Source organism: Erwinia artemisiae (assembly GCF_051400835.1).
Classification (GTDB): Bacteria; Pseudomonadota; Gammaproteobacteria; order Enterobacterales; family Enterobacteriaceae; genus Erwinia; species Erwinia aeris.
The window spans coordinates 205,498-231,860 of sequence record NZ_JBLFFM010000003.1 but is presented as its reverse complement, the minus strand read 5'-3'; the positions used below and the strand labels follow the sequence as shown (position 1 = coordinate 231,860).

Sequence of the window (26,363 nt, the reverse complement as noted above, 5' to 3'; positions counted from 1 at the left end):
GGGAGCACGAATGAAACTTCACGCTGGCACAGCGCTGTTAATCTGCATGATGTTAAGCCCCTCTGTTTTAGCCCATTCGGGCCGAACAAATTCTGAAGGCTGCCATACCAATCGTAAAACAGGCGAGTATCACTGCCACAGAAGCCCGCACCGGCGGGTAGAGTATCCCGGGCAAGATCCACAAACGGCACAGGCCAAAAAAAAGAAAGCTACGCCGCAAAAACGCGCCGCCCAGCCTGCTGACGGTGCGGCCACGCAGTGCATAAACAGCAGAAACCTTAATGCCTACTGGGAACCTGTCACCCGGCGCTGCCTGGACAGGACGACAGGAAGAGAAGCCGCAGGCTGACTATCACGCCGCCCGCCTGGATCAAAATCTGTTAACCAATCACGAGCCTGTTGCTTTATCTCAAACGCCTTTATTTTTCGAAGTTGAAACCTCTTATGACTACTTTATCCGAACCCTACCTGAAAACCGGCGGCGACCCACGCACGCTGACGGATTACGCCGCCCTACGCGACGAGCTGGGCAAGCTGTCCCATCCGGCACGCCCGGACGTTAACTGGCAACACGTAGAAAAACTCAGCCTCGCGCTGTTTGAGCACAACGGCGTAGAGCTGCAAACGGCGGCCTGGTACACGCTGGCGCGCGCGCAGCTGGCCGGACTGGCCGGGCTGAACGAAGGGCTGGCTATCCTGGAGGCGCTAATCCGTCACCAGTGGGGAAATCTTTGGCCGCCACGGGTGCATGCACGGGTGGAGATCCTCAGCGCGCTTAGCCGTCGCGTGCAGCAATGGATGCGCAAGCTTCCCGCCAGTTACAGCGACCTCAGCCAGCTTTACCTTGCCGAACAGCAGCTCAAACGGCTTAACGAGGTGTTACAACGCCTTGAGCTGCGGAATCTGAGCCAGTTCGACGCGCTGGCAGCGCTGATGCACACCAGCGCGGTGCGGCTGGAAAACAGCGATGCCGCCACGGGCGATAATCCTGTTTCCGCGCCAGCCGTAGCATTACCTGCCGCCGCGCAGTCTGTTGCTGAGATGGTGCCCGGCGCGGCGCGGTGGATCTATGTGGCGCAGCCCACGTCCAACATTGAGGTGACGACGGCACCGCCGAAGACCCGCCGCTGGCAACCTTTTGTCGCCGGAATGCTTACCATGCTGGTGGCGGGATGTATGGGGCAATGGGCATGGTATAGCCTGCATCGTACGGACCCGCTGGTGGCACAGCTAAAGGCATCGCTGACGCCATTACCGCTGCCGCTTTCCACAGCGCAGATAAACAGCCTGAAGCAGGATGGTGCGCTGTCGCAAAACGTCCTGCGGGATACTCAGCAGCAGTTGGCACATATTAGCGGCCTTGCACCGGACTGGTCGCTGAATTACGGGCAGCAGCTGATAGACCTGGCGCTGGCAGCCAGCCCGGAGGAGGCACGCGGTATAGCAACGGAATGGCAGCAGCAAGTAAAAGCGGCGGCGCTGCCTGAAGAGGCGATGGGCGGCTGGCAGCAGGGAATGGAGCAGCTACAGCAGCTAACTTTAAAGCTGAATGCGCTCGACGGGCAGCGCGGTAAATATATGACGGTCAGCGAGCTGAAGTCGGTGGTGTATAACGCCACCCAGGCGTTTAACCGCTCGGTGCCAGCCGAAGAACAGCTGCGTCTTTACTCGCTCAGCCAGTCAGATATCCAGCGGCGGCAGGCGGAAAGGGCGCTGGCGCAGTTACAGGCACGCTATTTTTTGTTGAAGCAGGAGGCGGAAAAGGCCAGGGGGGATAAATAAGTGGCGTTCAGCCTGTCATGATTTTTTGTCAGATTTTGACGTCAGGACGGTACGCGCGCAGGGCGCCGATCGGAAAGGGAACGCAAACTTAGCGGGATACAGAAACGAAAAACGGACCTCTTGGGAGGTCCGTTCTTACAAATAGGGTGCCCGGACTCGGGAACATTCAATTACTTACCAATTTGATTTCAATGATAAATCTTTTTTCTATCTCCAGTTAAGACCCAGAGGTTGACCCTCATTTCTGCTTGTAAATCATAATGGTGGTTTAAAATACGTAGAAAATCGTTTGATTCGATACTCCGGTTCGATTCCTTCTGGATTTACCGTAATGACATCTGCGTTACGCATGTTGTATACTTTATATCCACAGAAACACAAGAGGACAACATCATGCCAACCGCAAACAGCATGGCGATGAAACGCGAAACCCTGAACCTGCGCATCAAGCCCGCTGAGCGCGAGCTTATCGATCGGGCTGCAAAAGCCAGAGGGAAAAACCGCACAGACTTTGTGCTGGAGGCCGCTCGCGCCGCCGCAGAAGAGGCGTTGATCGAGCAACGCATCATCATGGCCGATCCGCAGGCTTATCAGGCATTTCTGACCCGTCTGGATCAGGCTCCCGCGCCAAACGCCGCACTGCGTAAAACCATGCAGACCCCTGCGCCGTGGGAACAGGAAAAATGATCTCCGCACCTGAACCGCTTCATGCCGGGCATATTCTTACCCCGTTTTGCTGCGGTGCGGATTCTATGGATAACTGGCTGAAACAGCGGGCGATGAAAAATCAGACCACTGGCGCGTCCCGTACCTTTGTGTGTTGTGGCAGCAATTCTAACGTACTGGCGTATTACTCGCTGGCGTCCAGCGCGGTAACGACAAACACTGCCCCCGGTCGCTTTCGTCGCAATATGCCCGATCCGATCCCCGTTGTGGTACTGGGGCGTCTGGCGGTGGATAAATCACTACACGGGCAGGGCGTCGGACGGGCGCTGGTGAGGGATGCCGGGTTACGGGTGATTCAGGTGGCGGAAACTATCGGTATTCGCGGGATGCTGGTTCACGCCCTGTCGGATGAAGCGCGGGAGTTTTACCTGCGGGTGGGGTTTGAGCCGTCGCCGATAGAGCCGATGATGTTGATGGTAACGTTGGGGGATTTGGTTCATGCTTGATTGGCATTATTTGGAGCCAATAAAATGGTAGTTTTATGAGTCAAATTATCAATGATATATTGTTTTGAGGCTGCTTCTGCCTTCGTTGCTGGATCCGATCCCGGAGCACATGATGGACAGCCTGACAGTTGATATACTCCCCACCTGCCCAACGAGTTTCGTTCCTGAATGTACTGAACTTTGCCATTACTGCCTTGCTCTGACGCAGATGCTGACGGGACAGAGGCTGTTACCGTAAATCCGAAATTACCCTGGCTACCTGCTGTACGATCTGAACCACTTTTTCTCTAATAAAATCAACGATCCGCGCTGGTTGCGCATCACCGACGGCGTGAAATTTATTGACGAGGTGGCAGCATAAGGCAACCGGATTGGCATCCTGCCGACATCATCGCAGCGTTGAGAAAGCAGGGGGCTTTGCTTTCCGCCGTTTCCTGCAACTCAGGGCTGGCGTCCTCCACGTTGCCAAAGCGGTATTCGAATTGTCAGAGTTTAGAGCCGTTGAGTTTAATCAGCAGGTAAAGGTCCTGCGCGTCGCGAGTTTGTGAGGTTTATCGAGCGGTTTTGTATTGAGGATGGTGGCATCGGTGAGTGGCATGGCGGGGCTCCGAGGTTTATCAAACCAACAGGCCTTCAATTAAGCCGCAAAAATTCTGGATGTAAAAAAACCTGAAAGAGCTTTTCAGCGCCATCAGGTTTCTTTAACTTACTGATTTTATAACGTTTCAGGACTTATATGAACGCCATGAAACTAAATTAGTGGTGCCCGGACTCGGAATCGAACCAAGGACACGGGGATTTTCAATCCCCTGCTCTACCGACTGAGCTATCCGGGCAACGAGGCGCATTAAACAGGAGTCGCGGAAAACCGTCAACGGCTTTATGCACAAAAGCGAACTGTTTGCACTCTTTTCCATCAATCCGGCTGGATTTACGCCGCTTTGGCACTATTGCCCGCATTTGTCTGCTGCAAACCGTCGCGCTCGCGGGCTACCTTTTCTGGTTAGTTACATCATACTAAAGACTGATTTGCTCGCCGTTCTGCACAGCTTTGCAAGCCAGGCATTCCTGATGAGGCTTTGTCGCCAAGGAAGATGGCTAATAAACGGGGCAGGGCAGCGAAAGCACACGTCGGGCAAATGCTGTCAGTTCGTAAAGTCAAAACTACCGAAAACTGCTGAATATGTTTGCATTTTCAGTGCATAATCACCAAAAAAATCAGCGTAAAAGAGGTGTGGTAAAAAATAAATATATGAAATATATATATTTATTTCAAAAGGGCTATATAGGGGTAATGCTTTTTGCGTCTTGAACATCAAAATAAAAGATGCGATTATTACCCCGTTTTCCGCTCCGCGAGGCCGCCATCATGCAAGCTCTGCTGCACTGTCGCTATCATCTGATGTCGCGCCGCCGATCCCATTTTCTTCTGTTATCCACGCCGCTCACCATGCGGTGAGGCTCTGCCTGCTTCACGGTTAGCCATGAGTAAAACCCGCCGCGCGCGGAGTTTACTGATGTCTGTCGGTCGAAGCTGACCCTACTGACGCTTTCGTGGGGTAAAGGCCGCGCCTTTCCCCGTTGCTGTGCCTCCGGCACCCTTATCCTTACCCTGGGATTTGCGTAATGACACCACTTAAAATTGCAGCCAGCACCACCGTGGCGATCCACCTTCAGACCGGTCGCGAAGTCGTGACGCTGGAAAAAACCGACTTCACGGACGTGGCGGCAATCGTGCTCTCCGTGGCCGACTCGCGCAGCGGGATGCTGGCGCTGCTGCGCCATACCGGTTTTAACCTGCCCGTATTTATCTCGCTTGACGATTTGGCCCAGGCGGAAGATCTGCCGGAAGTCACCGGCGTGCTGACGGGCGAAGAGGACGATGCCGCCAGGCTGGAGGCCGCCGCCGCCGACTATCAGGCAAAGCTGCTGCCGCCGTTTTTCAACACGCTGACCAAATACGTGGCAATGGATAACAGCACCTTTGCCTGTCCGGGCCACCAGGGCGGCGCGTTTTTTAAAAAGCATCCGGCCGGACGTCAGTTTTATGATTTCTTCGGCGAGAACATTTTTCGCGCCGATATGTGCAATGCCGATGTGAAACTGGGCGATCTGCTTATTCACGAAGGATCGGCCAAGCACGCCCAGAAATTCGCAGCAAAAGTTTTTAACGCGGATAAGACCTACTTTGTGCTGAACGGCACCTCCAGCGCCAATAAGGTCGTAACCAACGCGCTGCTGACCAGAGGCGATCTGGTACTGTTCGATCGCAACAACCACAAATCCAACCATCATGGCGCGCTGATCCAGGCGGGCGCGACGCCGGTTTATCTGGAAACGGCGCGTAACCCGTTTGGTTTTATCGGCGGTATCGATGCGCACTGTTTTGAAGAGAAGTGGCTGCGGGAGCAAATAGCCGCCGTCGCGCCGGATCGCGCCAACCAGCCGCGTCCTTTCCGGCTGGCGATTATCCAGCTTGGCACCTATGACGGCACGGTTTATAACGCGCGTAAGGTTATCGACAGCATCGGCCACCTTTGCGACTACATCCTGTTTGATTCCGCCTGGGTAGGCTACGAGCAGTTTATTCCGGTGATGGAAGCCTGCTCGCCGCTGCTGCTGGAACTTAATGAGCACGATCCGGGCATTTTCGTCACCCAGTCGGTACACAAACAGCAGGCTGGCTTTTCGCAAACCTCCCAGATCCATAAAAAGGATAACCACCTTCGCGGCCAGCGGCGTTTTTGCAGCCACAAGCGGCTTAATAATGCTTTTATGCTGCACGCCTCAACCAGTCCTTTTTATCCGCTGTTCGCCGCGCTCGACGTTAATGCCAAAATGCACCAGGGCGAAGCCGGACGACGTTTGTGGCACGAGTGCGTCATGCTGGGGATTGAAGCGCGCAAGGCTATCCTCGCGAAGTGCGAGATGATCCGGCCTTTTATCCCTGACGAAGTGGACGGCAAGCGCTGGCAGGATGCGTCGACGGCCGCTATTGCCGCCGACAGCCGCTACTTCAGCTTTGCGCCACGTGCCGCCTGGCATGGCTTTGCCGGCTACGCAAAAGATCAGTATCTGATCGATCCCTGCAAGCTGCTGCTGACCACGCCGGGCATTGATGCCGCCAGCGGTGAATATGCTGATTTCGGCATTCCGGCGACGATCCTGGCCAACTACCTGCGTGAAAACGGCGTGGTGCCGGAAAAATGCGATCTGAACTCCATTCTTTTCCTGCTGACGCCCGCCGAAAGCATGGAGAAAATGGCGCATCTGGTGGCGAAGCTGGCGCAGTTTGAGCAGCATATCCGCGAGGACGCGCTGCTGCGCGACGTGCTGCCGACTATTTACCGCAAAAACGCCGCGCGCTACGAAGGCTATACGCTGCGCCGCCTCTGTCTGGAGATGCACCAGCTGTATGTCGGTAACGAGGTAAAAGATCTTCAGAAGGCGATGTTCCGCCAGCAGAGCCTGCCGAAGGTGGCGATGAACCCTCAGGACGCTAACATTGAATTTATACGCGGCAACGTCGAGCTGGTGCCCATTGCAGAGGCGGAAGGGCGTATCGCTGCGGAAGGCGCGCTGCCTTATCCGCCGGGCGTGCTCTGCGTGGTGCCGGGCGAGGTTTGGGGCGGGGCGGCGCAGCGTTATTTCCTTGCGCTGGAGAAAGGGCTAAACGGCTTGCCGGGTTTTTCACCGGAGCTACAGGGCGTGTATGTGGAAACGGACGAAAACGGCGTGAAGCGCCTGATGGGCTATATGCTTAGCCGCTAAGCCAGCGATCCCGCGCCGTTAAGGTCGCGGGATAAGCCCCTTCTGTCGCACGGTAGCGCCGCTCAGTTAGCCTGTAGCGCGGCGTCTTCCCGCGCCTGACGCATAATAGCCCTGGCGATCCACTTGCCGATATCCTGAAGCTGGTCGTTATCGCAGCCCCAGATATCCTTCATCACCAGAAAAATCTCCGAGCCGTAGACCAGCGACAGGGACTTAATCACCCGATCGACAATCTCCGGCGGCAGCTCGTCGTTCAGCGGCTCCAGCACGTGCTGCAACAGCGCCTTGCGGTTTCCCCTTACCAGCTTTTCTCTGTCCGGCTTGTCGCTGGACTGCGACTGTGCCCACTGGGTCAGAGAAAGGTGCAGCGCCGCGCGCAGCGTGCCTTCATGCTCCAACATGCGCGGAAAAGCGAACGTCAGCAGCTCGTCAATACGGTCGCTGGCTTCTTCACGAGTCGGGCGCCAGCTTTTTATCGGGCTGAGCGTCTCCGTAACGATGGCGGAAACCAGCGCGCTCTGCGTTGGAAAATAGCGATAGGCCGTTGCGCGAGAAAGCTGAGCTTCCTGCGCGACTTCGGTAATGGACGGGAACGCGCCGCTGTCAAAAAGCCGCATAGCGGTCTCGATCAGTAAACGACGTGTTCTTGCGCGTGTGGCGGTCAGCTTTACAACCCCAGCGGAATCCCTTTGCTCCACATTAACCTCATTTTGTTAAATCTGCCTGATATTCAAGCGATTGAAGACGGCAGCGCGTAAAGGGCATTCCCATTCGCTGGCGTCTGCAGGACAGGTTTTGTTATTAAGCATAGCCAACATCCTTGTGAGACACTTATTCCATTCAATTGATTTATCATTGACGATAGTGATACTGTTATCTCAACAAATTGAAAGTAAAAAACTCTCAATCTCTATTTACTGTTTTATTGCTTCTTTATCAAGTCTTTATTCTGTCTGATAACAGGGTGTTGTTACGACTATGACTATTAATCGTGGTTTTGTTTACGCCGTCGCAACGGCAGATACTAAAGGAAGGGAACTGTTTTATGTCAGCGACTGCCTGCGCAAGGCGGGCGTTGACGTCGTCACAGTTGACCTGTCAACTCAACCAGTTAGTACGCCTTCCACCGCTGATTTTCCGCCGGAGCTGGTCGCCGATTTTCATCCGGACGGGCGTGAAGCCGTGTTCTGCGGCGACCGCGGCAGGGCCATTAACGCGATGGCGCAGGCGTTTAAAATTTTCCTTAGCCAACGTCAGGATCTGCTTGGGGTTATCGGCCTCGGCGGCTCGGGCGGTACGGCGTTGATTACGCCAGCGATGCAGGCCTTACCGATCGGCGTGCCGAAGGTAATGGTTTCGACGATGGCTTCCGGCGACGTTTCCGGCTACGTTGGCGCCAGCGATATCAGCATGGTCTATTCGGTCACCGATGTCTCCGGTCTTAACCGTATCTCGCGTCGCGTGCTGGGCAATGCGGCCCATCAAATCGCCGGTGCGGTGCTTTTTCCCATAGAAAAAGACAGTAACGACAAGCCCGCGCTGGGCCTGACCATGTTCGGCGTCACCACGCCCTGTATTCAGACGGTCAGCGCCATGCTGGAAGAGCATTACGACTGCCTGGTGTTTCATGCCACCGGCAGCGGCGGCAAGGCGATGGAAAAGCTGACCGACAGCGGGATGCTGAGCGGCCTGCTGGATTTAACCACCACCGAAGTCTGCGACTACCTGTTTGGCGGCGTGCTGGCCTGCGATGAAACGCGTTTTGACGCCGTAGCCAACAGCCGCGTTCCCTGCGTAATTTCCTGCGGCGCGCTGGATATGGTCAACTTTGGTCATCCTTCCGGCGTGCCGGAGAAATATGCCGACCGGCTTTTCTATCACCATAACGCGCAGGTTACGCTGATGCGCACCACGCCGGAAGAGAACGCGACGATGGCGAAATGGATAGCGGATAAGCTTAATCGTTGCGAAGGCGACATCGTGTTTTTGATCCCGGAAGGCGGGTTCTCCGCGCTGGACGCGCCGGGCCAGGCTTTCTGGTCGCCGGAAGCGCGCGCCGCCTTTATCAGCACGCTGGAGGCGAACGTCAAACAGACCAGCCGCCGCGTTATTCGTCGCCTGCCGTTTAATATCAACGATCCGCAATTTGCGCTGGCGGCGGTCAGAGAGTTTCGCCAGCTGATCGAAAAGGAGTGCTGAACATGGCTTTTACCCGTCAGGAGATACTGACAAAATTTAACGCGATGATTGCGCGCGGCGAACCGATTATCGGCGGCGGAGCCGGTACCGGGCTTTCCGCGAAATGCGAAGAGGCGGGCGGCATAGACCTGATCGTTATCTATAATTCAGGGCGCTACCGTATGGCCGGGCGTGGTTCGCTGGCCGGCCTGCTGGCCTACGGCAACGCCAACGAAATCGTAGTGGATATGGCAAAAGAAGTGCTGCCGGTAGTGAAGAACACGCCGGTGCTGGCGGGCGTCAACGGCACCGATCCCTTCTGCCATTTTGATAAGTTTCTGGACGATCTCAAGGCGATGGGATTCGCCGGCGTGCAAAATTTTCCCACGGTAGGGCTGATTGATGGCAACTTCCGCGCCAACCTGGAAGAAACCGGCATGGGCTATGGGCTGGAAGTCGATATGATCCGGCTGGCGGCACAAAAAGAGATGCTGACCACGCCTTATGTTTTCAGCACGGAAAATGCTGTAGCGATGACGGAAGCGGGCGCGGATATTATCGTGGCGCATATGGGACTGACCACCGGCGGCAACATCGGCGCGGAAACCGCACTGAAGCTGGCCGACTGCGTGCCGTTAATCAACGAATGGGCGGCAGCCGCGAAGAAAGTGCGTAAAGAGGTCATTGTACTTTGTCACGGCGGGCCGATTTCCACGCCGGAAGACGCGAAGTATATCCTCAGCCAGTGCCCACAGTGCGACGGTTTTTACGGCGCCAGCTCCATGGAGCGGTTGCCGACCGAAGTTGCGCTGACGGAAACCACAAAGCAGTTTAAAAACATCAGCCGCTAAGACTGGAAGCGGACGGATCCTCGGATCTGTCCGCTTTGCTCTTTTGCAGAAGTCAGCCTGCGCGCTATTCGCTTTACCCCACCCGAAACGTCCGCGCTACCCGCAGCAATACTAATAGCGATGGTAGCTCTTCTGCGCGTTGTTCACTTTATAAAGATAGCGACGCGACTCGGCAGAAGGGTGGTTGGTGGTCAGCGTTTGATACACCTCCGCAGGCGACAGATCGTTAATCGCGCTGAAGGCCCGATTCTTATCGCTGGAGAAGACTCTCAGTACGCTGCCCGCGCCGCCGTTATAGGCTGTGATCACCGCATAGCGCCGTGACAGCGGATTCGCGATGCCGGAAAGGTAGCTGTCCTGCAGCAGCGAAAGATAGGCCGTCCCCGCATCGATATTGTTTTCCGGATCGAGCAGGTAGCTGCGGCTCGGCTTGCCCCATTTCCCTTTCATGCGGAACACGTCCGCGCCGGCGGTATGCTGCACCACCTGCATCAGGCCCAGCGCGTCAGAATGGCTGACCGCATAGGGGTTGAAGCTCGATTCAATCTGCATGATCGCCAGGATCAGCGCCTGATCCACGCCGTATTTCTCCGCCGCCTTGCGCACCATCGGCAGATATTTATGCGCACGCTTGTCCAGATGGTTGGGCACCATCGGGATAGTAACCGACCAGATGATATGCAGACCGGCGTTGCGGCGCTGCAATTTATTCTGGATCAGGTAGTCGGCGAAGCTGGCCGCGCGACCCTGCCAGCGGATCGCCTGGCCGGTATTATCCAGCACCTGACCATAGAGCAGCGGCTCCTGACCCAGCTGAATATCGTTGGCGTCGGAGTAGAGATCGACATTGCCCGGATCTTCGCCGATCAGCAGCGTGGTAATGATCGCCTGACGCAGGCTTGCCATCGGATCCGTACCGGCGATAGTCTCGATAGTGATCTTACCGGCGTCAAAGTTAATATGGCTGCGCGTATAATACTGATCGCTATATTTAACGTAGTCTTTTGGACCGGCGATCAGGACTTCATTAATACCCCAAATATTTTCGATGTTATGGGCAAACTGCCCCATCAGAATGTCGAATCCGTTGGTGTCCTTGACCCACTCTTCGTGGAAAACCGGCTTTTTATTGCTGGAGCAGGAAATCAGCAGCGGCGCGATAACCAGCAAGCCTATCAGTTTCTTCATTATGTCGTGCTACGCCCAAATTGAGGGGGCCTCTATGGCGAGGCCCAACGTTTATTCTGCTGGCGGGGTATAACCTTCGATATGGACATCGTGTCCTTCGAACAGAAATTTCACCATTTCCTGCTCAAGCTGTTTGCGATCTTCCGGGTTCATCATGCTCAGCTTTTTCTCGTTGATCAGCATGGTTTGCTTGCTCATCCACTGCGACCAGGCTTCTTTGGAAATTTCGTTATAGATACGCTTGCCCAGTTCACCCGGATAGAGCTGAAAATCCTGTCCTTCAGCATCGCGCTGCAGGAACGTACAAAAAATGGTTCTGCTCATCACTCTTCCTCTTCTGTTGGAATGCCCATCGGTTGCGGCTGACGCAGCTGCGCCAGCAAGCGCTCCACCGGGGCAGCCAGTCCCACGGACGGCGGCTGCGCTAAGTTATACCAGAGACCCGCGGCTTCATCCATGACCGCGCCTGCGGCAGGCAGTTTCAGCCACATTGGCACAATATCCAGGTGGAAATGGCTGAATGTGTGGCGAAAAGCGATAGTCTGGGTCAGCGCCGCATGATCGATACGGCGGCTGTGCAGCCACTGCCGCAGCTCGTCTTCGCTGGTGAACTGCGGAAAGCAGAACAGCCCGCCCCACAGGCCAACCGGCGGCCGCTGTTCCAGCCACACTTTGTCGTCCCGCTGCATCATCAGCAGATAGCCGGTGCGCTCCGGCAAAATCTGTTTTGGCTTCTTGCCGGGATAAGCGGTCTGGTTGCCCTGCGCACAGGCGATACAGCCCAGCTTCAGCGGACAAATTTCACATTTGGGTTTTGAGCGGGTGCAGACCATCGCGCCCAAATCCATCATCGCCTGGTTAAACTGGCTGACGCCTTCGGCAGGCGTGACCTCTTCGCTAATCTGCCAAAGACGCTTTTCCACCTCTTTTCTGCCCGGCCAGCCCTGAACGGCATAGCAGCGTGCCAGCACTCGCTTGACGTTGCCGTCCAGGATCGGGAAATGCTGACCCAGCGATAAAGAAAGGATCGCACCCGCTGTCGAGCGGCCGACGCCGGGCAGATCGGCAACCTCTGCAAAGGTCTCCGGGAATTTCCCGCCGTGTTTTTCCACTACCTGTACCGCCGCCTTATGCAGATTGCGCGCGCGGGCATAGTAGCCAAGTCCGGTCCATAAATGCAGCACCTCATCCAGCTTTGCGGCAGCCAGATCGGTCACGGTGGGAAAGCGCGCCATAAAGCGTTCAAAGTAAGGGATAACGGTCGCGACCTGCGTCTGTTGCAGCATCACTTCGGAGAGCCAAACTTTATAAGGGGTTTTTGCCAGCTGCCAGGGCAGGGTTTTGCGGCCAAAGCGCTGATACCAGTCCAGTACCTGCTGTGAGAACTGCGGCGCTTGCATCATCTTTGCGAGGTTTCCCCAGTAAATTAAAAATCAGGCTGGGATTCCAGCACAGACCCGTTATGCTGTAAACCGGAAGTTTCCAGGGCTTGCTTAACCGCTGTAACTTTGCATAATGCCCGTTTTTCAGATATTGCAGACCAGCAGGCAGAAACATGAAGAATGATGTGATTACACCGGAGTTTGACGAAAACGGCCGCCCGATGCGCCGTATTCGCAGCTTCGTTCGCCGTCAGGGCCGCCTGACCAAAGGCCAGCAGCACGCGCTGGACCATTTCTGGCCTGTTAAAGGTGTGGAGTATCAGCCGGAACCCGTTGATCTGGCATCCCTTTTTGGCCGCGAGGCGCCGGTGGTGCTGGAGATTGGCTTTGGCATGGGCGCATCGCTGGTGGCGATGGCCGCCGCGAACCCGCAGCAAAACTTTCTGGGTATTGAAGTGCATTCGCCGGGCGTCGGCGCCTGCCTGAGCGCAGCCGACGAGGCGGGCGTGGAGAATCTGCGCGTGATGTGTCACGATGCAGTCGACGTGCTGGAGAAAATGATCCCGGATAATTCGCTGCGTATGGTGCAGCTCTTTTTCCCGGATCCCTGGCATAAAGCGCGCCATAACAAGCGCCGCATCGTTCAGGTGCCTTTTGCCGAGCTGGTGATGCGCAAGCTGAAGCTGGGCGGCGTGTTTCATATGGCGACCGACTGGGAAGCCTATGCGGAACATATGCTGGAAGTAATGAGCAGCATTGCTGGCTACAAAAACCAGTCGGCAACCAACGATTATGTGCCGCGTCCCGATTCGCGGCCGTTAACAAAATTCGAACAGCGCGGCCAGCGTCTTGGCCACGGTGTATGGGATTTGATGTTTGAGAGGATTAAATAATGGCAGCTCAACGCAGTCGTCGCTTGCGTAAAAAAATGCATATCGATGAGTTTCAGGAATTAGGCTTTTCCGTCGCTTTCTCCTTCCCGGAAGATACCAGCGGCGACACCATCGACACCACCCTGGACGCCTTCATTAATGAAGTTATCGATCCCAACGGCCTGGCGTTTGACGGCAGCGGCTTCCTGCAGTGGGAAGGGCTGGTCTGCCTGCAGCAAACCGGCAAGTGCACCGATGAGCACCGCGAGCTGGTGCGTAAATGGCTGGAAGATCGCCAGCTGAATAATATCCAGGTAACCGAACTTTTCGACGTCTGGTGGGACTAATTATCTGCCTGCCGTAGCATAAGCAGGCAAACCGTCCGTTGAGGCCACGCATGCGTGGCCTTTTGTTTCTCAGGAGAAGAGTCAATGCGTAAAGCGATCGTAGCGGCCGCGCTGTTGCTGGCGGCAGGCCAGGCACAGGCCGACTATCAATGTAGCGTCAATCCTCAGGACGATATCGTTATCTCTCCGCAGAACGTCAAGGTAGTGGGCGCCAGCGGCAATCTGATCATCACACCGACCGGCGAGGTACAGCGCAACGGGCAGTCCGCTTCGGTCGATAACGCCACGCGCCAGACCGCCATCGACTATCAGGCCGCGCTGCGCCGCGATTTGCCCTGGATCGATCAGGGAGCGCGTCAGCGTCTGGAAAAAAGCCGCGTGGCGCTGGATAACGTGATCGTCAACAAACTGGGCACGGACAGCAGAGTCCGTAGCCGCCTGACAAAGCTGGACGAGCAGCTGAAGCAGCAGATGAACCGCATTATTGAGCATCGCAACGACGGGCTGACGTTCCATCATCAGGCTATCGAGCAGGTGCGGCAGGACGGCGAAAAGCTGGTGCAGAGCGCGATGGGCGGCGTGATCCAGGACAGCCTTAACGAAATGGGCAGCAAGGTGAACGGCGATAATCCGCTTCAGGCAGTGATGGGTAACCTGGGCGGATTGCAGCAGGCCGTGCAGGCGGAATGGAGCAATCAGGAGGCGGACTTCCAGAACTTCGGACACGAAGTCTGCAACCGCGTGACCGCGCTGGAAGCGCAGCGTAAGACGCTGATTGGCGGATTGAAATAATCCGGCCAGAGCTGCTCTTCTGGTGTCTGTACGGGCTGGCTGTAAGCGGCAAAGACTACCGGCACCAGGACGTTATCGCCTTTCTCTTTGTCTAAAGACGTCCATGGGATTTATAGCTGGCAGCGTTGCCATAACGGCAGACTGTATTAACGGCTTGCGATTAGGCTGGTATTCCGCGCGCCGCGCGTAAAGAGGGGATAGCCGTTTGAAAACACGCCCCGCTTTTTCCGGCGGGACGTGGGTAAAGCGGGGCGGCTATTCAGCCAGGAACAGCTCCAGCAGCGAGTTCAGGAACAGCTTGCCTTTCTCCGTCACCTGCCAGCTTTGCGCCGTTTCCGTCAGGTAACCTTTCGCCAGCGCCTCATCAAGCTGAGGACGAATAGCTTCCTCACTAAGGCCGGTAAAGCGCGCAAACTCTTCGCGCGGCGCCGCTTCCAGCAGCCGGAAACGGTTCATAAAGAACTCAAACGGCTTTTCTGTTTCCGCGACCTCGTGCTGACGATCCAGGTAATTGCCGTTCATAAAGCCGCGTGGGTGGCGGATTTTGGCGGTGCGGATAATTCGCCCGTCTGCCTGCGTCAGCTTGCCGTGCGCGCCGCAGCCGATCCCCAGATAGTCGCCGAAGCGCCAGTAGTTGAGGTTATGCTCGCAGCGGTAGCCCGGTTTGGCATAGGCGGAAGTCTCGTACTGCTCGTAACCCGCCGCCGTTAACAGCTGGTGGCCCTGCTCAAAGATATCCCATAACGCGTCATCGTCCGGCAGCACGGGCGGCCTGGAGGCAAACAGCGTGTTGGGTTCGATGGTCAGCTGATACCAGGAAAGATGCGGCGGATCCAGCTCGATAGCCTGGCGCAGGTCGTCCAGCGCCTCCGCCAGCGACTGATCGGGCAGGCCATGCATCAAATCAAGGTTAAAGCTGCGCAGGCCCAGCCCCTGAGCCAGCTTCGCCGCGCGCTTCGCTTCTTCCGGGCCGTGAATGCGGCCAAGACGCGTCAGCTTCTGCTGGCTGAAGCTTTGCACGCCAATCGAGATGCGGTTGATACCGGCGCGCTGATAGCCGCTGAAGCGATCGGCCTCGACGGTGCCCGGGTTCGCCTCCATGGTGATTTCCGCCGTTGGCGAGAGCGGCAGCCTTGCCCGCACGCCGTCCATCAGCATCTGCATCGCCTCGCTGCTCAGCAGGCTGGGCGTGCCGCCGCCGATAAAGATTGTGCCAACCTCGCGGCCAGCCGCCAGCGGCAGATCGGCATCCAGGTCGGCCAGTAAATGCCGGACATACTCCTCGTGCGGCACTTCGCCCTTCAGCGCATGCGAGTTGAAATCGCAGTAGGGACATTTCTGTACGCACCACGGAATATGAATATAGAGGCTGAGCGGCGGCAGATTATGCATTGCGCATCGCTTCCAGCAGCAGGGCCAGCGCTTTGCCACGATGGGAAACCGCGCGTTTCTCTTCTTTGCTCAGCTCTGCGGCGGTTTTGCCCAGCGCCGGTACAAAGAACACGGGATCGTAGCCGAAGCCGCCTTCGCCGCTGACGGCACGGGCGATTTCTCCCTGCCAGCAGCCGTGAAACACCAGCGGCGTGGGGTCTTCAGCATGGCGCAGATAAACCAGCACGCAGTGGAACTGCGCCTGGCGCTGGCCGTCCGCCACGTTTTCCATCGCTTCCAGCAGCTTGTCGATATTCTGCCGATCGCTGGCCTCCGCGCCGGCGTAGCGCGCGGAATAGATGCCAGGCGCGCCGCCCAGCGCGTCCACCGCCAGCCCGGAGTCGTCGGCAATCGCCGGCAAACCGGTGATAGCCGCAGCGTGACGCGCTTTCAGCAGGGCATTCTCGATAAAGGTCAGGCCGGTCTCTTCGGCCGACTCCACGCCACACTCGGTCTGCGCCACGATATCCAGGCCAAAGGCGGCCAGCTTATCGGCCAGTTCACGAACTTTTCCGGCATTGCCGGTGGCGAGCACTACTTTTTGCATATCAGGTCCAGAAGTTAACTACCGTACAAATTAAAGCTGCGCCCAGCCGGGAACAAAGTCCATTCCCAGATAGTTCAGCATATAGAGGATCAGGATCACCGCCATCGCCGAGAAGTCGATGCCGCCCATCGCCGGAATAAGGCGACGCACGGGTGCCATCAGCGGCTCAGTCAGCTGGATCAGCACGTAATCCACCGGGTTGCGGCCCTGGCTTATCCAGCTCATCAGCGAGCGAATGATAATCACCCAGAATACCAGCACGCCGGCGGCTTTCACCAGCGACACCAGGCCGAAATAGAGGAAGACCGGATCGAAAATAAATACGCTGCTCTGAAGCGTGAACATCACGGTAAACAGCAGCACGCTCAGCACATAGGCCAGTAGTAAAGACGCGGTATCCAGCGGCCCGATAGAGGGAATGACCCGGCGCATCGGGCGGATCACCGGCTGGGTGATCTTAACGATAAACTGCGAGAACGGATTATAAAAATCGCATCTTGCCCACTGCATCCAGATACGCAGCAGCAGCACTTTCACGTAAAGATTAATTATCGTTGAGACCAGAAAAGTCAACGTCAGCATGGAGTCCCTCAAAAGTTAGTTAGTGGCGCCGTAATCGCGCGCGCCAAATATGGCGGTGCCAATGCGCACCATGGTCGTACCTGCCTCAATAGCCGCATCCATATCGTCGCTCATCCCCAGAGAGAGCGTGTCGACGGAGGCATAACTCTTTTTCAGTTCGCTAAAGGCTGCCGCCATCCGGCGACAAACGGCCAGCTGGTGCTGATAATCCGCCTCCGGCGCGGGGATCGCCATCAGGCCGCGCAGCGTTAAACGCGGCAGCTGAGCAATCTCCCGAGCCAGATCCGGCAGCGCAGCCAGCATGATGCCAGATTTACTCTGCTCGTCGCTGATATTTATCTGGATCAGCACATTCAACGGCGGTAAATCGGCCGGACGCTGTTCGTTCAGCCTTGCGGCGATCTTCAGCCGATCCACCGTATGGCACCAGGCAAAGTTTTCCGCTACCAGCCGACTTTTGTTGGATTGCAGCGGCCCGATAAAGTGCCACGCCAGCGCGGAATTGTTAAGCGCCTGGATTTTATCGACGCCTTCCTGCACGTAGTTTTCGCCAAAGGCAAGCTGGCCCGCCGCCGCCGCTTCTTCGACCGCGCTCGCAGGTTTTGTTTTGCTCACTGCAAGCAGCGTAATTTCTGCTGGATCGCGGCCGCATCGTGCGGCTGCCGCTGAGATCCGCTCGCGTATCTGCTGTAAGTTGTGCTGAATCGGGGTCATAGTCAGGGAGTTAATATGGATATTGAGGAATTAGTGGCGCTTAGTGTAAAGCATAACGCCGGGGATCTGCACCTCTGTAGTGGTCATTATCCGTTCTGGCGGCTGGCCGGCAGGCTGGAGGCGATACCGGGCGGTCTTCCTGCCAGCGACGAGCTGCTGCTAAAAATTAGTCAGGCGTGGCTGGATGCCGATCAGCAACGCGAATTCGCTCGCGCAGGCCAGCTGGATTTCGCGCTGACGCTGGCCGACGGCACGCGGCTGCGGGCGAATCTGTTCCGACAGCGGCGGGGTATTTCGCTGGCGCTGCGCTTTATCACCAGCCGCTGTCCCGAGCTGGCGGAGCTGGATCTACCGCCGATAGTAAAGGAGCTGCTCCGGCTGCAGGACGGGCTGGTATTGGTGACGGGCGCGACGGGCAGCGGCAAATCAACCACGCTGGCTGCGCTTATCGGCGCGATTAACCAGCAGCAGCACCGCCATATCCTGACGCTGGAAGATCCGGTGGAGTTTATTCACCGCAGCGAGCGATCGCTGATCCAGCAGCGGGAGATAGGCCGGCACTGCGTCTCTTTCAGCACCGGGCTGCGGGCGGCGCTGCGCCAGGATCCGGACGTCATCCTGCTGGGCGAGCTGCGCGATAGCGACACCATCCAGCTGGCTTTGACGGCGGCAGAAACCGGGCATCTGGTGCTGGCGACGCTGCACACGCGCGGCGCGGCGCAGGCGGTGGACAGGCTGGTGGACGTTTTTCCCGGCGCGGAGAAAAACCTGATCCGCAGCCAGCTGGCCGGCAGCCTGAAAGCGGTGATAGCGCAAAAGCTGGTGCCGGGCGTGACCAAAGGTCGGGTGGCGCTGTTTGAGGTGCTGATTAATACCCCAGCCACAAGCAGCTTGATTCGCGAGGGCAAAACGTATCAGCTGCCGGGCGTGCTGCAAACCGGCGCGCAGCTGGGTATGCAGACGTTTGAGCAAAGTTTGCAGGCGCGGCGGCAGGCCGGGCTGGTGGCGTGATTTCAGGTGAAGACGGAGGTGTAACGGAAAGCGGGGCTGATAGCGTAATGGCAGGCGTTACTGGCAAGTGGAGCTGGAGAAGTAATGGCAATCGAGACTGGCAGCCGCTGGTGCTGGGGCGTGGCGGCAATCGAAACGGGCGGGTGGCGGTGCTGGTGGCGTAACGTTAAGCGGTGCTGCTGGCGTAACGTTAAGCGGGGCTGGTGCACGAGCCGGGCGACGTTACGCGGCCCGGCGGTAAAAGTGAAGCGATAAACGAGCCGACTAGCTCCACGCGTTCTCAAACCAGCTTTCGAGGATGATCACGGCCGAAAGGGAATCGACGCTGCCCTTGTTCAGCGCCCGAAAGCCGCCGCGTGAAAAGAGGTCAGCCCTGGCTTCCACGGTGCTGAGGCGCTCATCGTGCAGCTCTACCTTGACGCCAAAGCGGCCGTGCAGCCGGTTGGCAAATTTGCGCGCTCTGGCGGTTAGCGGCTGTTCGGTGCCGTCCATATTTAACGGCAGACCGACCACAACATGATCCGGCTGCCACTCTTTCAGCAACGCCTCGATTTTGCTCCAGTCGGGCGTGCCATCCTGCGCTTTTAACGCGGGAAGCGGGCGGGCGGTGCCGGTAAGCTGTTGGCCTATCGCCACGCCGATGCTTTTGGTGCCGAAATCGAAGGCCAGCAGAGTAAGGTGGCTCATCAGGCGTGTCCAACATCGCTGGTGATATTGTGAATATCCACGCCGATGCTTTTCGCCGCTTCGCGCCAGCGTTCGGCCACGGGCGTTTTAAACAGAATATTGCTGTTGGCCGGAATGGTCAGCCAGGCGTTTTCCAGCAGCTCGTTTTCCAGCTGGTCTTTCTCCCAGGCGCAGTAGCCCAGCGCGACCAGTACGCTTTCCGGCTGCTCCGGCGTGCCCAGCGTTTCCAGCACGTCGCGGGAGGTGGTGATCACCGTATTATCGGAAACGCGAATGCTGGACGCGTAGGTATGCTGAGCCGAGTGCAAAATAAAACCGCGATCTTCTGCCAGCGGGCCGCCGGCAAAAACCGGCTTGTCGAGTTTGACTTCGGGTTCGCGCGGGGTTGGCATAATTTTTAACTTCTTAAGAATGCCGTCGACGGTAAGATTTTCCATCGGTTTATTAACGATAATACCCATGGCGCCTTCGTCATTGTGTTCGCAGATATAAACAACCGAACGTTTGAACAAAGGATCCAGCAGCGTGGGCATGGCAATCAAAAAATGATGCTGTAAATTCATATCAGGATTCTGTAGTCGGGTTGCCCGCCTGTGGTAAAGGCCGCAGGCGAACAACAGGGTTAGCACGAAGGCCCGTCAATCCTTTTCTTATCAGGCCAGTCGTTTTTCAATCGCATCCATAAGCATACCAGTAATTGAAATCGGGAATGCGGCCTCGATCTCACGTATGCAGGTCGGGCTGGTCACGTTAATTTCCGTCAGCTTGTCGCCGATGATATCCAGGCCGACAAAAATCAGGCCCTTTTGCTTCAGCATTGGGCCGACGCGGCGGGCAATTTCCCAGTCGCTTTCGGACAGCGGACGCGCTTCGCCACGGCCGCCGGCCGCCAGGTTGCCACGCGTTTCGCCCGATTTGGGAATGCGAGCCAGGCAGTAAGGCACGGGTTCACCATCCACCACCAGCACGCGCTTGTCGCCTTCTTTAATCGCTGGCAGATAGTTCTGCGCCATGCAGTAGAAGCTGCCGTGCTCGGTCAGCGTTTCAATAATCACCGACAGGTTTGGATCTTCCTGCTTCACGCGGAAAATAGAGGCGCCGCCCATGCCGTCCAGCGGTTTCAGGATAATGTCGCCGTGCTCCTGCCAGAAATCGCGGATCTGCTGCGCGCTGCGGGTCACCAGCGTGTCCGGCGTCAGCTCAGCAAACCAGGCGGTATAGAGCTTCTCGTTGCAGTCGCGCAGGCTCTGCGGCTTATTCACGATCAGCGTGCCTTTTTCTTCCGCGCGCTCAAGGATGTAGGTCGCGTAGATAAATTCGGTGTCGAAAGGCGGATCTTTACGCATCAGCACTACGTTCAGGTCGGCCAGCGCAATATCCTGCTCGCTGCCGAACTCGTACCATTTGTCGTAGTTTTGCTCAACGCTCAACAGACGCGTTGCGGCGCGCGCTTCACCGCCGCGCAGATAGAGATCTTTCATCTCCATATAGTGAATTTCATAACCGCGGCGCTGTGCTTCCAGCAGCATCGCGAAGCTGCTGTCTTTTTTAATATTGATGGCGCTAATCGGGTCCATCACAATGCCAAGCTTAATCATTAGTCTCTCCAGTTGAGCTTTCTTGCCTGCCGTTTTTCTCGTCAGTGCCTGTTATCAGCCTAAATCGCCAAACCGCACCTGAAGGGCGGTAATGGCGGTTAGCGCGGTGGTCTCCGTGCGCAGCACGCGAGGCCCTAAAAGGATATCGGTAAAGCCGTAGCGCGCCGTCATCGCGATCTCATCCGCCGTCAGGCCGCCTTCCGGGCCAATCAGCAAACGGACGCGTTCCACGGGCTGCGGCAGGGTATTGATGCTTTGGCTCGCTCTCGGGTGCAGATTGAGCTTCAGGCTGCTGTCCTCTTCGGCGCTCCAGGCCTCCAGCGTCATTGCTTCACGCACCTCCGGCACGCGATTTCTGCCGCACTGCTCGCAGGCGGCAATCACAATTTTTTGCCACTGCTGGATTTTTTTCGCCAGCCTTTGGGCATCAAGCTTTACGCCACAGCGCTCAGAAAACAAGGGGGTGATGCTGTTTACGCCCAGTTCCACCGCTTTTTGAATGGTGAACTCCATCTTCTCGCCGCGCGACATCACCTGGCCTAAATGCAGGTGAAGCGGGGATTCACGGCACTCTTCGCGACTTTCCTGCACGGCGACGCGCACATTTTTCTTATCCGCCTGCACGATTTCGGCGCTAAATGTCAGATTAGTACCATCGAACAATTCCAGGCGCTGACCGGCGTTCATCCGCAGTACGCGTCCTACGTGATTTGCCGCTTCTTCGTTGAGGAAAACTTCACTGCCGACGACCAGCGGTTCGGCATGATAAATGCGGGGTATACGCATGGGGATCCTGATAAAAGTAACTGGCCGCGGCGGGCGCGGCCAAGACATGCTGTCCAGTTTAGGCCACAGATTTTACCGCTGGCAAGCACGCTGTACATAGGGGTTGTGGTTGCCCTGGACTTTTGCGATGCGGTTATCGCGCTCGCATTCCCAGGCGGTAACCGGATACTGCTTGTCCCAGACCGTCATCAGCTGAGTCTGCTGTTTCGACATCGCAATCTGGTACTGGTCGCGCATATAGAACCAGGTGCGGGCGATGGCGCCGCGCGCGCGCGCTGGCGGTTCAGCCTGCTTGTTCTTGAAGTCGATCTTCATTTCGCACTGGCCGTACTGATGCTCGCTGCCGTTCCACTGGCTGTACATAAAGTTGCCGCGATCGCCGTTAACCTCGCCGATGGCGGGCTGCAGGTTATGCAGATCGGACTCTATACGGCGATAGCCCGCGTCTTTGGCGCACTGTTTTCTGCCGCCATCCTGCCAGCACTGGCGCTGGTGGCCGAAAGTCCAGGCGGGCACCACGTGCTCCCACTCAATGCGGTTAGCGCGGTTGGCGTTTTTGCGCACCTGATAGCCGCAGGAGGCGAGGTCCGGCACGCCTTTTTTCCCCTGCCAGTTAATTTTACAGCCGCAGTAAAAAGAGCCTGGCGCATCGGCATTGATTTGCGCGGCATAGGCTTTTGCCTGGCTGAAATTATTCTGATGGTAGTTGTTGGGGCTTAACCCGTGGGCAAAGAAGGCGGTCAGCAGCGAAAAGCAGCCAATAATTTTGCGTAACATAGTCCGGTTTTCTGTCAGTCAATAAAGCGGCGAGAGTAGCAGAAGCGCCGGATAACAGGAAATCGTCGCGTGCTTTATCAGCGCTTTTTTTGACGCCAGGCCGATTTTTATGCGGGCGTAAACGTGCCGGGCAGCAATTTTTCGCCGCAGTGAACGCAGCGGTATTCGCTTTCGCCGCGCGTGACCCGGTTATGGCGACGCACGGTCAGCTGATGCTGCTGACAGCGGCAGCGATAGGGGAAAGCGCGGCTGCGCACCGATTCGATAGCAAACTGGTGGGTGCGTCGTGCAGGCACGCCCAGCACGCTTTCCATCATCCACTTCCACTCTTTGCCATGCGGCGCCACGCGGCCAAACTGTTTCCATACCAGCAGATGCGCCAGCTCGTGCGGCACCACTTCATTGATAAAAGCTTCCTGATTTTCCAGCAGCAGCACCGGATTCAGGCGGATCTCCCAGGCTTCCAGCCAGGCGGTGCCCGCAGCCGTACCGCGCTGCTGATAAACCAGCTTTGGTTCAGGATAGTGACGTTCAAGGCGCTGATTAGCCTGCTGCAGCTTGTCGCGCAGCGAACGCATCACGGCCTGTTGTAGGGCTATTGGAAGTCGAGGGGATTTCATGGTGCAGAGGATACGACGTGAGGCAGGGGAATTCAATGAAGCTGGCCGGGTTGCCCCGGCCAGTGAAGCTTAGTCGCGCTGACCGATGTCTCGCAGCTTTTTGCCGCTTAACAGGTTGCGTTCGATATGCTCAAGAGAAACGTTTTTGGTTTCCGGGATCAGCATAATCGTCAGAATAATAAAGAGGATATTCAGACCTGCGTAGACCCAGAAGGTATTGGCGTTGCCCAGCGTGTTCAGCATGGTCAGGAAGGTCGCCCCGACGATCATGTTGGCAATCCAGTTGGTCGCCGTAGAAACGGTGATACCAAAATCGCGGCCTTTCAGCGGCTGAATTTCAGAACACAGTACCCAGATCAGCGGGCCGGCGCTCATGGCGAAGCCGATGATAAACATCAGCAGCATAGCGATAGCAAAGTACTGTGCACCGGCAGAGTGAATGCCGATATGCAGCATGGTACCCAGCACGCCCATACCGATCGCCATGACCAGGAAGCCCAACTTCAGGGTCGGCTTACGGCCCCAGCGATCCACCAGACCGATAGCGATAAAGGTCGCCAGCACGTTGATCAGACCAACGATAACGGTGCCCCACATCTGCTCGGTGGTATTGGTAAAGCCGGCAATTTCAAAAATTTTCGGCGCGTAGTACATGATGACGTTCATACCGGTGAACTGCTGCATAACCTGTAGCAGAATACCCAGCCAGACCGCACGGCGGAAATTACCGTTGTTTTTGAACAGATTCCAGCCGGACTGTTTGATCTTCAGGCTTTCACGAATTTCATCCAGCTCGCGTTTTGCCTGCTCGCTGGTGTCGCGCAGGCGATCCAGCACGCGCTGCGCATCGCGGAAGTTGCCTTTCGCCGCCAGCCAGCGCGGGCTGTTAGGCAGGAAGCAGACGCCGACCAGCAGCAGGGCCGCCGGGATAGTGATGATGCCCAGCATCCAGCGCCATTCGCCGGTGTAGCTGAACGCGGTATCGGAGAGATAGGCACCCAGAATACCGATGGTGATCATCAGCTGGTACAGCGAGATCATGCTGCCGCGAATTTTTTCCGGTGCGATTTCAGAAAGGTAAAGCGGAGCGGTAAAGGAAGCCACGCCGACGGCCAGGCCCAGCAGCACGCGCGCCACAATCAGCATATCCGCGTTTCCCGCCATGGCTGACCACAGCGAGCCGATAACGAACAGCACGGCGCCAATCATCAGGCTCTTTTTACGACCGAGGTAAGAGGACATCCAGCCGCTGCCGACGGCGCCGACGGCGGCACCGAACATCATCGAGCTGACAATCCATTCCTGCTGGTGGGCAGTGACGTTGAAATCTTTCGCAATGAAAGGTAAAGCGCCGGCAATCACGCCGATATCCAGCCCGAAAAGCAGGCCGGCGAGTGCGGCGAGTAAACATACGAACAAGGTCATCGCCTTGTTGGATGTTCTGCTCTGTTTCTTATTATCAGGCATGAAGCCTCCATATTAGTGGTACTGTATATTGTTTTTATAAATGTTAAAAAAACCCGGCGCGAAAGACTGTGCGGGCGATCACACGGTGTAATCGGTTACACACCAGATCTTTCTGAAAACAGTGGTTTTCATACGCGCTTACGCTTTATAACCGTTCAGGCATAGCACTAAATAGCTTCTCCTGGTTCCCTGCTGGCCCTCTATCGGACAGCGCTGAAAATAGCGCATTCCCGCTACTCTTGTTAAGGCTGGAAATTCTTAATTATCAGATGCTGCCTGATGTTTCTGGATGTAACCGTTAACATGCGGGGCGACGAAGGCCTGCAAAAGTGTATACGGAGTTTACCAATCTGGCAGCCAGCGGGCAGCAAAAAGGGCACCCTTTAGGTGCCCTTGATGCGATAGGTAAAACCTTACTTCAGGCCAGCCGCTTCGCGCAGCTGTGCGGCCTTGTCGGTTTTTTCCCATGGGAAGTGCTCGCGGCCAAAGTGACCGTAAGCCGCAGTTTCGCGGTAGATTGGGTGCAGCAGATCCAGCATCTGGATCAGGCCGTAAGGACGCAGGTCGAAGAACTCGCGTACCAGCAGCGTCAGCTGTTCGGTAGAGATTTTTTCTGTACCAAAGGTTTCTACCATGATGGAAGTCGGTTCCGCAACGCCGATGGCGTAAGAAACCTGGATTTCACAGCGATCGGCCAGGCCGGCAGCCACGATGTTCTTGGCCACGTAGCGTGCCGCGTAGGCTGCGGAACGGTCAACTTTTGACGGATCCTTACCGGAGAACGCGCCGCCGCCGTGACGAGCCATGCCGCCGTAGGTGTCCACGATGATTTTACGACCGGTCAGGCCGCAATCGCCCATCGGGCCGCCGATAACGAAACGGCCGGTCGGGTTGATATGGTATTTGGTACCGGCGTTGATCCATTCAGCTGGCAGAACCGGCTTGATGATCTCTTCCATCACCGCTTCCTGCAGCGCTTTCTGATCGATATCTTCTGAATGCTGCGTAGAAAGCACTACCGCGTCGATACCAACGATTTTGCCCGCATCGTACTGGAAAGTGATCTGGCTTTTCGCATCCGGACGCAGCCACGGCAGGGTGCCGTTTTTACGCACTTCGGACTGACGCTGCACCAGACGGTGCGCGTAGGTCACCGGCGCAGGCATCAGCACGTCGGTTTCGTTGGTGGCATAGCCGAACATCAGGCCCTGATCGCCCGCGCCCTGTTCCAGCGGATCGGCGCGATCCACGCCCTGGTTGATATCCGGTGACTGTTTGCCGATAGCATTCAGCACCGCGCAGGAGTTGGCATCAAAGCCCATGTCGGAATGAACATAGCCGATTTCACGCACGGTATTACGGGTGATCTCTTCGATATCTACCCACGCGCTGGTGGTGATTTCGCCACCGACCAGCACCATGCCGGTTTTTACGTAGGTTTCACAGGCGACGCGGGCTTTCGGATCCTGCTCAAGGATGGCATCCAGCACGGCATCAGAGATCTGGTCGGCGATTTTATCGGGATGGCCTTCTGAGACGGACTCGGAAGTAAAAAGGTGTTTAGCCATTTATTCTTTACCTTACTGAAACGGGTTGGGATCGACTGCATAGCGCTAAAAAGAAACGGTTTTCTCTCTCTGCGCCCCCTCAGGCAAAGCCATGAGCAGTACAATAATTTAATTTAAGACGCTTAGAAGTTAACCAGTATAGATGGATTCACATCTGGACGGCTATTTTAGGTTACTCGTTAAACAGATTGCCAGCATTTTTTATCGGAAACAACCGGGGAATTTTGTAAAAATTACCGT

Annotated in this window: 28 protein-coding genes, 1 tRNA gene and 1 pseudogene; 13 read left to right on the top strand and 17 right to left on the bottom strand. The window is 56.5% G+C overall.

The features are described from left to right. Positions 1–10 precede the first annotated feature (10 nt). The 5 genes and pseudogenes from ACMGEE_RS08925 to ACMGEE_RS08905 form a co-directional block, all read left to right on the top strand. The gene (locus tag ACMGEE_RS08925; RefSeq protein ID WP_369895982.1) at positions 11–349 is read left to right on the top strand and encodes a DUF1283 domain-containing protein; all 339 of its coding nucleotides are present in this window, start codon (positions 11–13) and stop codon (positions 347–349) included. Between the two features lie 95 nt (positions 350–444). Next, complete coding sequence (locus tag ACMGEE_RS08920; RefSeq protein ID WP_436829911.1) at positions 445–1,782, top strand: VasL domain-containing protein; 1,338 nt, start codon at positions 445–447, stop codon at positions 1,780–1,782. A gap of 393 nt (positions 1,783–2,175) precedes the next feature. Beyond that, entirely contained in the window at positions 2,176–2,469 is a 294-nt protein-coding gene (locus tag ACMGEE_RS08915) for a type II toxin-antitoxin system TacA family antitoxin (RefSeq protein WP_394148264.1), read from the top strand. After that, positions 2,466–2,954, top strand: a complete 489-nt coding sequence (locus ACMGEE_RS08910; protein ID WP_436829910.1) for a GNAT family N-acetyltransferase — start codon at positions 2,466–2,468, stop codon at positions 2,952–2,954. Before ACMGEE_RS08915 ends, ACMGEE_RS08910 begins: the two co-directional genes overlap by 4 nt. 357 nt (positions 2,955–3,311) lie before the next feature. After that, positions 3,312–3,419, top strand: a pseudogene (locus tag ACMGEE_RS08905) (helix-turn-helix domain-containing protein); the annotation flags it as partial. Positions 3,420–3,714: 295 nt separating this feature from the next. On the opposite strand, the gene ACMGEE_RS08900 reads toward ACMGEE_RS08905, so the two are convergent. Further along, positions 3,715–3,790, bottom strand: a tRNA-Phe gene (locus ACMGEE_RS08900). A gap of 790 nt (positions 3,791–4,580) precedes the next feature. Here ACMGEE_RS08900 and ACMGEE_RS08895 point away from each other — a divergent pair. Beyond that, entirely contained in the window at positions 4,581–6,725 is a 2,145-nt protein-coding gene (locus tag ACMGEE_RS08895) for an ornithine decarboxylase (RefSeq protein ID WP_436829909.1), read from the top strand. 62 nt (positions 6,726–6,787) lie between these two features. Here ACMGEE_RS08895 and ACMGEE_RS08890 read toward each other — a convergent pair whose 3' ends face one another. Continuing rightward, positions 6,788–7,423, bottom strand: coding sequence for a TetR/AcrR family transcriptional regulator (locus tag ACMGEE_RS08890; protein WP_253458572.1), 636 nt, complete (start codon positions 7,421–7,423; stop codon positions 6,788–6,790). A 280-nt stretch (positions 7,424–7,703) separates the two neighbouring features. Between ACMGEE_RS08890 and ACMGEE_RS08885 the strand changes: the two genes are divergently transcribed. Both ACMGEE_RS08885 and ACMGEE_RS08880 read left to right on the top strand, forming a co-directional pair. Further along, entirely contained in the window at positions 7,704–8,924 is a 1,221-nt protein-coding gene (locus tag ACMGEE_RS08885) for a Tm-1-like ATP-binding domain-containing protein (protein WP_253458575.1), read from the top strand. A 2-nt stretch (positions 8,925–8,926) separates the two neighbouring features. Continuing rightward, the gene (locus tag ACMGEE_RS08880) at positions 8,927–9,754 is read left to right on the top strand and encodes a phosphoenolpyruvate hydrolase family protein (RefSeq protein WP_253458578.1); all 828 of its coding nucleotides are present in this window, start codon (positions 8,927–8,929) and stop codon (positions 9,752–9,754) included. A 111-nt stretch (positions 9,755–9,865) separates the two neighbouring features. Here ACMGEE_RS08880 and mltC read toward each other — a convergent pair whose 3' ends face one another. Genes mltC through mutY form a run of 3 tightly spaced genes read right to left on the bottom strand, consistent with a single transcriptional unit; the run spans position 9,866 to position 12,342 of the window. Beyond that, positions 9,866–10,942 (bottom strand): membrane-bound lytic murein transglycosylase MltC, encoded by a 1,077-nt coding sequence (gene mltC / locus ACMGEE_RS08875; protein ID WP_199746323.1) that lies wholly within the window; start codon positions 10,940–10,942, stop codon positions 9,866–9,868. Positions 10,943–10,993: 51 nt separating this feature from the next. Continuing rightward, complete coding sequence (locus ACMGEE_RS08870; protein WP_125287307.1) at positions 10,994–11,266, bottom strand: oxidative damage protection protein; 273 nt, start codon at positions 11,264–11,266, stop codon at positions 10,994–10,996. Next, a complete protein-coding gene (mutY, locus tag ACMGEE_RS08865; protein WP_436830005.1) occupies positions 11,266–12,342 on the bottom strand; it encodes an A/G-specific adenine glycosylase in 1,077 nt (358 codons plus the stop codon). Before mutY ends, ACMGEE_RS08870 begins: the two co-directional genes overlap by 1 nt. A gap of 155 nt (positions 12,343–12,497) precedes the next feature. Between mutY and trmB the strand changes: the two genes are divergently transcribed. The 3 genes from trmB to ACMGEE_RS08850 all read left to right on the top strand — a co-directional run bounded on the left by trmB (position 12,498) and on the right by ACMGEE_RS08850 (position 14,335). Beyond that, on the top strand, positions 12,498–13,217 hold the full coding sequence (gene trmB, locus ACMGEE_RS08860; protein ID WP_253458581.1) for a tRNA (guanosine(46)-N7)-methyltransferase TrmB: 720 nt from the start codon (positions 12,498–12,500) through the stop codon (positions 13,215–13,217). After that, the gene (locus ACMGEE_RS08855; RefSeq protein ID WP_253458583.1) at positions 13,217–13,543 is read left to right on the top strand and encodes a YggL family protein; all 327 of its coding nucleotides are present in this window, start codon (positions 13,217–13,219) and stop codon (positions 13,541–13,543) included. The genes trmB and ACMGEE_RS08855 overlap by 1 nt, the downstream gene beginning before the upstream one ends. A gap of 84 nt (positions 13,544–13,627) precedes the next feature. Next, on the top strand, positions 13,628–14,335 hold the full coding sequence (locus ACMGEE_RS08850) for a YggN family protein (RefSeq protein WP_253458585.1): 708 nt from the start codon (positions 13,628–13,630) through the stop codon (positions 14,333–14,335). A gap of 255 nt (positions 14,336–14,590) precedes the next feature. On the opposite strand, the gene hemW is transcribed toward ACMGEE_RS08850, so the two are convergent. The 4 genes from hemW to ACMGEE_RS08830 are packed head-to-tail and all read right to left on the bottom strand — an operon-like array spanning position 14,591 to position 17,609. Further along, a complete protein-coding gene (gene hemW, locus ACMGEE_RS08845; protein ID WP_370734667.1) occupies positions 14,591–15,727 on the bottom strand; it encodes a radical SAM family heme chaperone HemW in 1,137 nt (378 codons plus the stop codon). Continuing rightward, positions 15,720–16,313 (bottom strand): RdgB/HAM1 family non-canonical purine NTP pyrophosphatase, encoded by a 594-nt coding sequence (gene rdgB, locus ACMGEE_RS08840; protein WP_253458589.1) that lies wholly within the window; start codon positions 16,311–16,313, stop codon positions 15,720–15,722. Before rdgB ends, hemW begins: the two co-directional genes overlap by 8 nt. Positions 16,314–16,343: 30 nt before the next feature. Then, a complete protein-coding gene (locus ACMGEE_RS08835; RefSeq protein WP_253458591.1) occupies positions 16,344–16,895 on the bottom strand; it encodes a YggT family protein in 552 nt (183 codons plus the stop codon). Between the two features lie 15 nt (positions 16,896–16,910). After that, a complete protein-coding gene (locus ACMGEE_RS08830) occupies positions 16,911–17,609 on the bottom strand; it encodes a YggS family pyridoxal phosphate-dependent enzyme (protein ID WP_253458593.1) in 699 nt (232 codons plus the stop codon). 15 nt (positions 17,610–17,624) lie between these two features. Here ACMGEE_RS08830 and ACMGEE_RS08825 point away from each other — a divergent pair, with 15 nt between their 5' ends. Further along, positions 17,625–18,620: a type IV pilus twitching motility protein PilT gene (locus ACMGEE_RS08825; RefSeq protein ID WP_436829908.1), complete on the top strand. Its 996-nt coding sequence runs from the start codon at positions 17,625–17,627 to the stop codon at positions 18,618–18,620. A gap of 84 nt (positions 18,621–18,704) precedes the next feature. Beyond that, on the top strand, positions 18,705–18,875 hold the full coding sequence (locus ACMGEE_RS08820) for a hypothetical protein (protein ID WP_436829907.1): 171 nt from the start codon (positions 18,705–18,707) through the stop codon (positions 18,873–18,875). Between the two features lie 9 nt (positions 18,876–18,884). On the opposite strand, the gene ruvX is transcribed toward ACMGEE_RS08820, so the two are convergent. The 8 genes from ruvX to metK form a co-directional block, all read right to left on the bottom strand. Then, positions 18,885–19,307: a Holliday junction resolvase RuvX gene (gene ruvX / locus ACMGEE_RS08815; protein ID WP_125287317.1), complete on the bottom strand. Its 423-nt coding sequence runs from the start codon at positions 19,305–19,307 to the stop codon at positions 18,885–18,887. After that, entirely contained in the window at positions 19,307–19,870 is a 564-nt protein-coding gene (locus ACMGEE_RS08810) for a YqgE/AlgH family protein (RefSeq protein ID WP_125287318.1), read from the bottom strand. The genes ruvX and ACMGEE_RS08810 overlap by 1 nt, the downstream gene beginning before the upstream one ends. Before the next feature lie 90 nt (positions 19,871–19,960). Beyond that, complete coding sequence (gshB, locus tag ACMGEE_RS08805) at positions 19,961–20,905, bottom strand: glutathione synthase (protein ID WP_125287319.1); 945 nt, start codon at positions 20,903–20,905, stop codon at positions 19,961–19,963. 54 nt (positions 20,906–20,959) lie between these two features. Further along, positions 20,960–21,691 (bottom strand): 16S rRNA (uracil(1498)-N(3))-methyltransferase, encoded by a 732-nt coding sequence (gene rsmE, locus ACMGEE_RS08800; RefSeq protein WP_253458602.1) that lies wholly within the window; start codon positions 21,689–21,691, stop codon positions 20,960–20,962. A 72-nt stretch (positions 21,692–21,763) separates the two neighbouring features. Then, positions 21,764–22,468 (bottom strand): deoxyribonuclease I, encoded by a 705-nt coding sequence (gene endA / locus ACMGEE_RS08795; protein ID WP_253458605.1) that lies wholly within the window; start codon positions 22,466–22,468, stop codon positions 21,764–21,766. Between the two features lie 107 nt (positions 22,469–22,575). Further along, positions 22,576–23,088, bottom strand: coding sequence for a SprT family zinc-dependent metalloprotease (locus ACMGEE_RS08790; RefSeq protein ID WP_253458608.1), 513 nt, complete (start codon positions 23,086–23,088; stop codon positions 22,576–22,578). Between the two features lie 69 nt (positions 23,089–23,157). Then, a complete protein-coding gene (locus ACMGEE_RS08785) occupies positions 23,158–24,555 on the bottom strand; it encodes a sugar porter family MFS transporter (protein WP_253458610.1) in 1,398 nt (465 codons plus the stop codon). A 413-nt stretch (positions 24,556–24,968) separates the two neighbouring features. Then, positions 24,969–26,123, bottom strand: a complete 1,155-nt coding sequence (gene metK / locus ACMGEE_RS08780) for a methionine adenosyltransferase (protein ID WP_253458613.1) — start codon at positions 26,121–26,123, stop codon at positions 24,969–24,971. Positions 26,124–26,363: the final 240 nt, after the last annotated feature.